Here is a 6,816-nt window from a genome sequence, read left to right on the forward strand (position 1 = left end):
AGTCCTGCCGCCGCTGCTCCGTGATGTGCCGCGACATGTGGGGCGCATCTTTTTGCCGCCGTCGCCGGACACGGCTGTGGGCACCCCGCGCGGGGTGCCCACAGCCGGTTTCAGTTGCCCTTGACGGTGACCTTCTCGTCGTTGTTCAGCTGGCTCACCAGCTGCTTCACCTTCGTCTTGTCCCAGAGCAGGTTGCCGCCGGTGGAGCCCGCGATCGGCATGTTCATGGACGTGCCCTCGCCGCCGCTGACGCCCTTCATCGACCAGAACATGTCGGCCAGGTCGAAGAGGCCCATGTCCTTGTCGACGATCAGGGAGTCCAGCCCCGCGCCCATCGTCGGGTAGAGCTTGAAGGGGTTGAGGACCGTGCCGGGCGTGGCCACCTGGTTGGCGAGGGCGGAGAGGAACTTCTGCTGGTTCTTCGTACGGTCCAGGTCGGAGCCCGCCAGCGCGTACCGGGTGCGGACGAAGGCGAGGGCCTCCTCGCCGTTCAGGGTCTGCTTGCCCTTCTTGAAGTCGGCGCCGGACTTGGTGTCCTTGATGTCCTGCGGGATGTCCATCTCCACGCCGCCGACCGCGTCCACGATGCTCGCGAAGCCGCCGAAACCGATCTCCACGTAGTGGTCGATGTGCAGGCCGGTGTTGAACTCGACCGTGCGGACCAGCAGTTCGGGTCCGTCCTCGGCGTAGGCGGCGTTGAGCTTCACCTCACGGCCGGTGCCGGGGTAGGACTTGCCCGACTCGGAGCCCACGAAGGACGGGATCTCGACGTTCGAGTCCCGGGGCAGCGAGATCAGGGTGGGGCCGTTGTCGCCGGTGTGCAGGATCATCATCGAGTCCGTGCGCTTGCCGTCGGCGGACCCGGTGTGCAGCTTCTTCTTGTCCTCGGCGGTCATGCCCTCGCGGCTGTCGGAGCCGACGATGAGGTAGTTGGTGCCCTCGCCCTTCTCGGGCCGGTCGATCACCTTCGACAGGTCGACGTCGCGGTTGAGCTTGGAGTCGGCCCAGAAGTACGTGCCGACGGTCGTCACGACCAGCACGGTGACGACGGTGATCGCCGTCCACTTGATGCGGCGGCGCCAGTCCGGCGCGGGGCGCTGCGGGGCGTAGCCGCCGTCGCCGCCCGGCCCGCCGGGGCCACCGCCGCCGGGCGTGCCGTAGACCTGGCCGGTGTTGTAGCCGCTGTCGTAGCCGCCGCCACTGCCGTGTCCGTCCACGTACGACGGCTGCTGCGGGACACCGCCGTACGCGCCCTGCCCGGAAGGGGCCGCCTGGCCGCGGCGGACCTGCCGCATGACACGGGCGCCCTCGGGCTGTGCGCTCGCGCTGCCGCGTCCGTAACGTCCGCCGCGGTTGTCGTCGGACCGTGCCTCGGGCCAATCAGTCATGGAAGACAGTGTGCAGGTCCCGGCTGTGCGCCATACAAGGGTCGTCGGAAAATCAGGGCCCCGCTGTTGCGAAGCTGACACAAATTCCGCAGATGTGACCTCGGCATAAGGTGGAGGCCATGACAGACCAGGCCCCCGCCGCAGCCGCGGAGAGTCCGGACATCCCGGGCAAGCCCACCTCGGCGTCCCGTACGACCCTCAGCCACATCATGACCCACAACGACACCAACCTGCTGGGCACGGTGCACGGCGGGGTGATCATGAAGCTGGTCGACGACGCGGCGGGCGCCGTCGCCGGACGGCACTCCGGAGGGCCCGCCGTCACCGCCTCCATGGACGAGATGGCCTTTCTGGAGCCGGTCCGCGTCGGTGATCTGGTCCATGTGAAGGCCCAGGTCAACTGGACCGGACGGACCTCGATGGAGGTCGGGGTGCGGGTGCTGGCCGAGCGCTGGAACGAGTCCGCGCCGGCCACCCAGGTCGGCTCGGCGTACCTGGTGTTCGCGGCCGTCGACGCCGACGGGAAGCCGCGCCGGGTGCCGCAGGTGACGCCGGAGACCGAGCGGGACAGGCGCCGCTACCAGGAGGCCCAGATCCGCCGCGCCCACCGGCTGGCCCGCCGCCGGGCGATCATGGAGCTGCGGGAGAAGCGGGCGGCGGAGGGCTTCGAGGACTGACCCCCGCTGTAGGGGCGCGGGGCCGTGTCGACATGCGGCTCCGCCGCGTGGGCGCGAAGGGGGTCCGGGCCTGAAGGGGCGCGGGGAACCGCGCGAACGGGGGTCTGGGGGCAGAGCCCCCGGGGACGGAACGGGAAGGGGCGGCGGGGGCGAAAAACCGCGCAACGGCTTGGCCCACCCGGACCGTCCGGCCCGCCGGACGGCCCGGCGTTCAGGAACAACCCACCTCGTCCCCCCGCACCACCCCGAACTCGTCCTGGCCCGGGTCCTGCGCCCGTACCTTGCGGACCTTCTCGAAGTCGGCGCCCGCGATCACCTTCAGCGTGGCGCCCTGGCCCTTCACCGCGCGCAGCTCGCTGCCGGGAAGGGCCGCCGCGAGGGATTCCGCGGAGCGGTCCCAGCGGGGGTCGTAGGCGACGACCGTCCGCCTCACGTCCTGGTGCGCCGCGTTGGCCGGGGCGCGGGTGGTGTCGAAGCCGGTCGCCGCCAGCGCGGCGTCCACCCGCCGGCCGAGGCCCGCGATGCGGGTGCCGTTCTCGACCTGGACGCGGATCTGCCGGGGGTCCACCGGGACGCGGAGCGCCGCGTCGGGGGTGCGGCGCACGGAGAGCGGCTCGTCCCGGCGCAGCGCGTCGAAGATGCGCTCGGACTTCCCGGTGTCCCACTTCAGCGTCGAGCCGGCGCCCTTCACGGCGTATCTCATGTCGGCGATCGGCACGGTGGTGAACTCGGAGGAGGAGGGCGAGAAGTTCCGCATCGCCCGGCCGAGGTCCAGGAGCTCGCCGGTGCCGAAGCCCTTGTCGGCGCGGACCGAGCCGAGCACCGCCCGGGTCACGTCCCGGAACCTCAGCGGGTTCAGCAGGATGCCGGAGGAGGTGACCCGGTCCACCAGGGCCGCCATGAAGTGCTGCTGGCGCCTCATCCGGCCGAGGTCGGAGGCGCCGTCGACGTGCCGGGAGCGGACGTACTGCAGGGCCTGGCCGCCTTCGAGGGTGTGCCGGCCGGCGGGCAGGTCGAGGCCGGTGTTGCTGTCCTTCAGCCGTCTGTCGGTGCAGACCTCGACGCCGCCGACCACGTCCACGGTCTTCATGAAGCTGGTGAAGTCGACCTCCAGGTAGTGGTCGATCTTCACCCGGGTCATCTTCTCGACCGTACGCACGGTCAGCCGGGGCCCGCCCTCGGCGTACGCCGCGTTCAGTTTGACGGGGTGCCCCTTGTGCCGCTCGCCGCTCACGCGGTCGGTGTGCGGGGGCGTCACGGCGTACGAGTCGCGGGGCAGGCTGACCACGGCGGCCCGCTCGCGGTCCGCCGAGACGTGCACGATCATGATCGTGTCGGTGCAGTGGCAGGGTTCCCCGCCGAGCCGGTACTTCTCCCGCTCCGCCTCGTCGATCCTCTCCCGGCCGTCGGTGCCGACGAGCAGGATGTTCATGCCGTGACCGGCCTCGGGGCGGTTCTTCATGTCGCGGAACGGGTCGACCCGGGCGATGTCCTCGTCGAGGCCGCTCATCACCGCGTGCCCGATCCCGGCGGAGGCGAGCACCACGACCGACAGCGTGGTGACGGTGCGCATGACCCAGCGCGGCTTCCCGCGCGGCGGCGCGGGGGGCGCGGTCGACGCGGTGGGCCGCGGGCCCTCGCGGGCCGGCCGCGGGGGACGCTGCGGTGCGGTGCGGGGCCGGGGGGACCGCGGCGGCGTGGGCAAGGGGGGCACCTCCGGACGACGGCCGTGCGTGGGATCGTGAGCACGGTAGGCCGATACGATCTGCGGCCCGGCACATCGCCCCCGGCGCGCGCGTCGGTGTCCCCCGTTCGCGGTAACGTGAGGGCCCTATGAACGCCAATCCCGACGTGCGGCTCCCCGCCGTTTCCGTGATCATGCCCGTCCTCAACGAGGAGCGGCACCTGCGCGGCGCCGTCCGCGCGATCCTCGCCCAGGAGTACGCCGGCGAGATGGAGGTCGTGATCGCCCTCGGTCCGTCCACGGACCGCACGGACGAGATCGCGGCCGAGCTCGTGGCCGAGGACCCGCGGGTGCACACCGTGCCCAATCCGACCGGCCGCACCCCGGCCGCCCTCAACGCGGCGATCAAGGCCTCGCGCCATCCGGTCGTGGTCCGCGTCGACGGGCACGGGATGCTCTCCCCGAACTACATCGCGACCGCCGTACGGCTCCTGGAGGAGACCGGCGCGCAGAACGTCGGCGGCATCATGCACGCCGAGGGGGAGAACGACTGGGAGCACGCCGTCGCCGCCGCGATGACGTCGAGGATAGGTGTGGGCAACGCCGCCTTCCACACCGGCGGCGAGGCCGCCCCCGCCGAGACGGTGTACCTGGGCGTGTTCCGGCGCGAGGCGCTGGAGCAGCAGGGCGGGTACAACGTGGAGTTCATCCGCGCCCAGGACTGGGAGCTGAACTTCCGCATCCGTGAGGCCGGCGGGCTGATCTGGTTCTCGCCGGAGCTGAAGGTGTCGTACCGGCCCCGGCCGAGCGTGCGGGCGCTGGCCAAGCAGTACAAGGACTACGGACGTTGGCGGCACGTCGTGGCCCGCTACCACTCCGGTTCCATCAACCTGCGCTACCTGGCCCCGCCGGCCGCGGTGTGCGCGATCGCGGCCGGGATCGTGGTCGGCGCCGCGCTGACCCCGTGGGGCTTCGTGGTGCCCGGCGGCTACCTCGCGGCGATCGCGCTGGGGTCCGTACCGGCCGGCAAGGGGCTGCCGCTCAAGGCGCGGCTGCAGATCCCGGTGGCGCTGGCCACCATGCACATGTCGTGGGGCTGGGGCTTCCTGACCAGCCCGAAGTCCCTGGCCCGCAAGGTGATCGCGAGCCGGCGCCCCTCTGTCCGCGCGGACGCGGCCTCGCACTGACCTGACAGCGCCACGGGCCCCTCTCCCACCCGGAGAGGGGCCCGTGGCGCTGTCCTCACCAGGTGAACGCGGGGTTCACCTTCATGCAGGCCCCGTCGTCCGCGCCGTTGAGCACCTCGGCGGTCTCCGGGACCTCGTTGTCCTCCTTCGGCGCCTCGTACGTCGTGCCCTCGCGCCAGTCCGCGCCCACCACGAGCGTGACCCCGGAGACGTCGGTCGACCTGCGCACCGCGCCCGGCTCGATGCCCAGGGCCTCGGCGACCGCCGCGGCGTCGCCCTCCAGGTCCGCGCTCGGGTAGCGGACGACGGTCGTCTTCTCGCTCAGGGCCGCGCTCCGGTCGGCGACCGCCCTGGCGAACCCCTCGCCCACGAGCAGCTCCGCCACGGTGCCGGCCCGGTCGGGGGCCGCGCCCAGCGTGTCGGTGCGGGTGCCGTTCTGCACCAGGACCGGGATCTCGGCGTCCTCGGCCGCCGGGTCGTCCGGGCCCTGGTCCTCCTGCGTGGCGGTGGCCTTCTTCTTCGTGTCCCCGCCGTCCAGGGTGATGTCCTCGCGCACCAGCCGGAAGAGCTGCTCGGCGTCCTCCGTGGGCTCCACCCGCGCACCCACGTACCGGTTCGGCATGGTGGTCATGGTGATGTGCTCCGGCTCGACCTTCCGCAGCTCGGTGCTGAGGTCGTAGAGCTTCTTGACCGAGTTCAGGCCGGGGTCGACGGTGAGCGCCTCGGTGGCCTTCTCGGCGAGCCTGCGCAGCTTGTTCGGGTTGCTCAGGGTGGCGTTCTCGCGCAGCTCCCGGACCATCGAGTTCATGTACATGTGCTGGGCCTTGGCCCGTGCCAGGTCGCTGCCGTCCTCGAAGCCGTAACGGGTGCGCAGCCACTGCAGGGCCTGCTCGCCCTTGACCGGGTGGGTGCCCTCCGCCAGCTTCAGGCCGGAGCCGTGGCCCTGGCTGTCGCGCGAGTGGATGTTGGCGTCGACGCACACCGGGACACCGCCGATGGCGTCCGCCATCGACACGACACCCGCGAAGTCGACCATGAGGAAGTGGTCGATGTGGATGCCGGTGAGTTCCTGCCAGGTGGCGACGGTGCAGCCCGGACCGCCGTGCCCGAGGCTCTGGTTGGTCATCACCCGCCCGTTGCTCGCCGGGTACACCGTGCCGTCGTCGGGGTCGGTGCACTTCGGGATCTTCACGAGGGTGTCCCGCGGCATGCTGACGACCGACATGTTGCTGCGGTCGGCGGACAGGTGCAGCAGCATCTGGACGTCCGCCAGCGGTGTGGAGCCGAACGTCTCCCGGGCGCCGCCGAGTTCCTGGTTCTCCTTGCTGTCCCGCGCGTCGGAGCCGATGAGCAGGATGTTCAACGGGGTCTGCCCCGCGGCGTTCGGCGTCGGCTCCGGGACCTTCTCGTCACCGAGATTGAGTTCCTGCTGCTCGATGTTGGCGTTGAGGTGCCGGTAGTAGACATAGCCGGCGCCGGCCGTGCCCACTATCAGTACGGTCAGCACCATCGCCGACCATCGGAGCACCCGGTGCTTGCGCGGCGCCCTGCGCCCGTCGCCCGGACCCTCGCCGCTCCCGTCCTCGAGGGCGGCCTCGTCCTCGGCGGCCGGTGCGGCCTCCTGCACACTGTTCTGCGTCAACTTCTGCGTCCTCCACAGCCCTCAGGGCCCGCCGTACGTCTTGGAGACATGCGACGGGCCCGTGAGGTTGCGCTACGGCCTCAACTCGCGCACTGAACTTTGTCGGCCGTGGACTTCTCCACCTCGGGCGTCTCGATCGACGCGGCGTCGAGTTTGACTCCGGCGCCCTTGAAGTCCTTGCCGAGGGTGAGGGTCATGGTGGGCTGGCCCTGGGAGTTGGTGACGCTTTCGCCGGGTT

At 71.3% G+C, this 6,816-nt stretch carries 5 protein-coding genes and 1 pseudogene; 2 read left to right on the plus strand and 4 right to left on the minus strand.

Annotated features, from left to right (window positions below; all coding sequences use genetic code 11):
- Nucleotides 1-110: 110 nt before the first annotated feature.
- On the minus strand, nucleotides 111-1,388 hold the full coding sequence (locus ACFV5H_RS37360; RefSeq protein WP_385199144.1) for an LCP family protein: 1,278 nt from the start codon (nucleotides 1,386-1,388) through the stop codon (nucleotides 111-113).
- 119 nt (nucleotides 1,389-1,507) lie between these two features.
- Between ACFV5H_RS37360 and ACFV5H_RS37365 the strand changes: the two genes are divergently transcribed.
- Entirely contained in the window at nucleotides 1,508-2,065 is a 558-nt protein-coding gene (locus ACFV5H_RS37365; RefSeq protein ID WP_385199146.1) for an acyl-CoA thioesterase, read from the plus strand.
- 211 nt (nucleotides 2,066-2,276) lie between these two features.
- Here ACFV5H_RS37365 and ACFV5H_RS37370 read toward each other — a convergent pair whose 3' ends face one another.
- On the minus strand, nucleotides 2,277-3,638 hold the full coding sequence (locus tag ACFV5H_RS37370; RefSeq protein WP_385059158.1) for an LCP family protein: 1,362 nt from the start codon (nucleotides 3,636-3,638) through the stop codon (nucleotides 2,277-2,279).
- Nucleotides 3,639-3,898: 260 nt separating this feature from the next.
- Here ACFV5H_RS37370 and ACFV5H_RS37375 point away from each other — a divergent pair, with 260 nt between their 5' ends.
- Entirely contained in the window at nucleotides 3,899-4,936 is a 1,038-nt protein-coding gene (locus ACFV5H_RS37375) for a glycosyltransferase family 2 protein (protein WP_385059160.1), read from the plus strand.
- A 55-nt stretch (nucleotides 4,937-4,991) separates the two neighbouring features.
- Here ACFV5H_RS37375 and ACFV5H_RS37380 read toward each other — a convergent pair whose 3' ends face one another.
- On the minus strand, nucleotides 4,992-6,578 hold the full coding sequence (locus tag ACFV5H_RS37380; RefSeq protein ID WP_385199148.1) for an LCP family protein: 1,587 nt from the start codon (nucleotides 6,576-6,578) through the stop codon (nucleotides 4,992-4,994).
- Nucleotides 6,579-6,658: 80 nt separating this feature from the next.
- A pseudogene (locus ACFV5H_RS37385) lies at nucleotides 6,659-6,816 on the minus strand (LytR family transcriptional regulator); the annotation flags it as partial.

The organism is Streptomyces sp. NPDC059787, assembly GCF_042732315.1.
Lineage (GTDB): Bacteria > Actinomycetota > Actinomycetes > Streptomycetales > Streptomycetaceae > Streptomyces > Streptomyces atrovirens.

Coding starts and splice junctions, on each gene's coding strand:
- ACFV5H_RS37365 (WP_385199146.1), top strand. CDS start 1,508: ATGACAGACCAGGCCCCCGCCGCAGCCGCGGAGAGTCCGGACATCCCG.
- ACFV5H_RS37375 (WP_385059160.1), top strand. CDS start 3,899: ATGAACGCCAATCCCGACGTGCGGCTCCCCGCCGTTTCCGTGATCATG.
- ACFV5H_RS37360 (WP_385199144.1), bottom strand. CDS start 1,388: ATGACTGATTGGCCCGAGGCACGGTCCGACGACAACCGCGGCGGACGT.
- ACFV5H_RS37370 (WP_385059158.1), bottom strand. CDS start 3,638: ATGCGCACCGTCACCACGCTGTCGGTCGTGGTGCTCGCCTCCGCCGGG.